Below are 2,327 nucleotides of genomic sequence, written 5' to 3'. Positions count from 1 at the left end.
CTGCTCTCCACCTCCCCATCTCTCCACCTCTCACGCTCCCCAGTTCCCCATTTCCCCATCTCCCCACCTCCCCCTCCCCCCATCTCCCCCTCTCCCCATCTCCCCATCTCCCCATCTCCCCATCTCCCCATCCTCCCATCGCCCATCTCCCCATCTCGATTATTGGGATAATCAGGATATTGCCAATCGAATCTAGCTTTCTTAGCTCAAAACGGGATAACTAAAAATAAATCCCTTCAGTCTTGGTCAGTGTACATCTATGACATATTGTCTGAGAATTGCTGATATTCCCATCAGTGAACGTCCTCGTGAGCGATTAGTTGCTCTAGGAGCTAAAAATCTGGCGACAGCGGAACTGCTAGCAATTCTTTTAGGTACAGGTCAAGGCAAAGGAAAGCTTTCTGCCATGGGTTTGGGACAGTTGATTTTACAGGAACTTGCCAAAGACCAACGAGACCCAATGGCTGTGTTGCGGAATATTAAAGCTCAAGAATTGACCCAAATTCATGGTGTTGGACTAGCGAAAGCCACAACGATTTTAGCAGCAGTGGAGCTGGGAAAACGGGCATTTCTGTCTCGACCAACAGAAGGTGTAATCATTGATAGTCCAGCCTCAGCAGCAGCATCTTTGAGTCATGACTTAATGTGGCAAAATCATGAAAGATTTGCTGTCTTGCTACTGGATGTTAAGAATCATTTGTTAGGTACTCAGATTATTACTGTTGGTACCGCAACAGAAACCATTGCTAATCCCCGGGATATTTTCCGAGAAGTGCTGCGTCAGGGAGCAACACAGGTAATTGTGGCTCACAATCATCCCACTGGCAGTGTTGACCCAAGTTTTCAAGATATTACTCTAACGGAACGGTTATTACAGGTAGGTCAACTCTTATGTATTCCGGTATTGGATCACTTGATTGTTGGCAATGGTAATTACCAGAGCATACGACAAGTAACCAAACTGTGGGATGAGTATCCCCAGGAAGATTGATACGAGTTGGATTCAAAGATAGTAGATTGGTTGAATGGGGAGATAGGGAGATGGGGAGATGGGGAGATGGGGAGATGGGGAGATGGGGAGATGGGGAGATTGGGGAGATTGGGGGAAAAGAAAGTTATATAGCAGTCGCCAGGGCAGTTAGGACATGACAAAAGTCTCAAACCTAAGTCTAGGAAGAGTTTAACTTCTGACTTCTGACTTCTGACTTCTGACTTCTGTTATACCTTTGACCGCAACTTACTATGACCTTTAACTGTGGCAGAAACGGAAGGGTTATCTCAATTCATCTCGTGGGCTAATAATTACCTTTGAATTATTACCCGTCATCAAACCCTGGCCATCTCCTCACACACCCCAAACTTCCCAAACTTCCCACACGCCCTAAAATACCCATCTCTTGTGTGCCAGAAAATGTTAAGTTAAGTATCAAAACGTGTCTTTTTTTTACAAAAGACCAGATCACCCTATTGGTGATCTCTCACCTCCCACGTATCAACAAAAAACTATTACAAGGATTCAGCCATGGTTAGTAAAGTCCAAAAGACTGAAGCACAGTGGAAAGAGCAGCTAACACCGGAACAGTATAAAGTCACCAGACAGAAGGGAACGGAAAGAGCCTTCACTGGAGAATACTGGAACAATAAGGAGAAGGGTATCTACAAATGTATCTGTTGCGGCACAGAGCTATTTAACTCCGATACCAAATATGATTCTGGGACAGGTTGGCCTAGTTTTTACGCACCTATCAAAGAAGAGAATGTGAAGGAGGAACCGGATAACAGCCTATTTATGCGCAGGACAGAAGTTTTGTGCTCTGTCTGTGACGCTCACCTAGGTCACGTGTTTAGCGATGGACCACCACCAACAGGCTTACGCTACTGTATGAATTCTGCTTCCCTTAGTTTCGAGAAACAGGATTAGAAAAACAGGATTAATCAAATCAATTCACCTGAGTTTAATTGGGAAAATCAATTATGGTCTGTCGATAAAACTGGGGCATTCCGGTATCAAAATACTTGCCTTTAACTAGATAACCGGTTATGCCCTCTTCTTGTCGCAATTTATCAAGACAGGATGTGAGCTGAAATTCACCTTTTTGACGGATATTGTGGTTGATGTGGTCTTCAAGATAGTCAAAAATTTTCGGCTTAAGTACATACATACCAAATACCGCTAAAAACTGATCCTCCGCCATTCCTTCCATATGGAGATGGGCTCGCGCATACTCAAGAGTAGGCTTTTCATAAAGCTCTGTCACACGCAACTGTGATTCTGACTCTTCCCAAATCCCAGTCACACAACCAGCTTTGTGAATAATATCTCCTGA

Annotated in this window: 3 protein-coding genes; 2 read left to right on the top strand and 1 reads right to left on the bottom strand. The window is 44.3% G+C overall.

Going from position 1 to position 2,327, the window contains the following annotated elements:
- Positions 1-259: 259 nt before the first annotated feature.
- On the top strand, positions 260-991 hold the full coding sequence (radC, locus tag F6K51_RS36130; protein ID WP_070394266.1) for a DNA repair protein RadC: 732 nt from the start codon (positions 260-262) through the stop codon (positions 989-991).
- A gap of 531 nt (positions 992-1,522) precedes the next feature.
- On the top strand, positions 1,523-1,921 hold the full coding sequence (gene msrB / locus F6K51_RS36125; RefSeq protein ID WP_293030700.1) for a peptide-methionine (R)-S-oxide reductase MsrB: 399 nt from the start codon (positions 1,523-1,525) through the stop codon (positions 1,919-1,921).
- 34 nt (positions 1,922-1,955) lie between these two features.
- On the opposite strand, the gene F6K51_RS36120 is transcribed toward msrB, so the two are convergent.
- Positions 1,956-2,327 (bottom strand): sugar phosphate nucleotidyltransferase (locus tag F6K51_RS36120; protein WP_293030697.1); only part of this gene is annotated, 372 nt, incomplete at its 5' end.

The organism is Moorena sp. SIO3I8, from assembly GCF_010692325.1.
Classification (GTDB): domain Bacteria; phylum Cyanobacteriota; class Cyanobacteriia; order Cyanobacteriales; family Coleofasciculaceae; genus Moorena.
The sequence above is the reverse complement of the archived record's forward strand: the minus strand, read 5'-3'. Positions and strand labels throughout refer to the sequence as shown.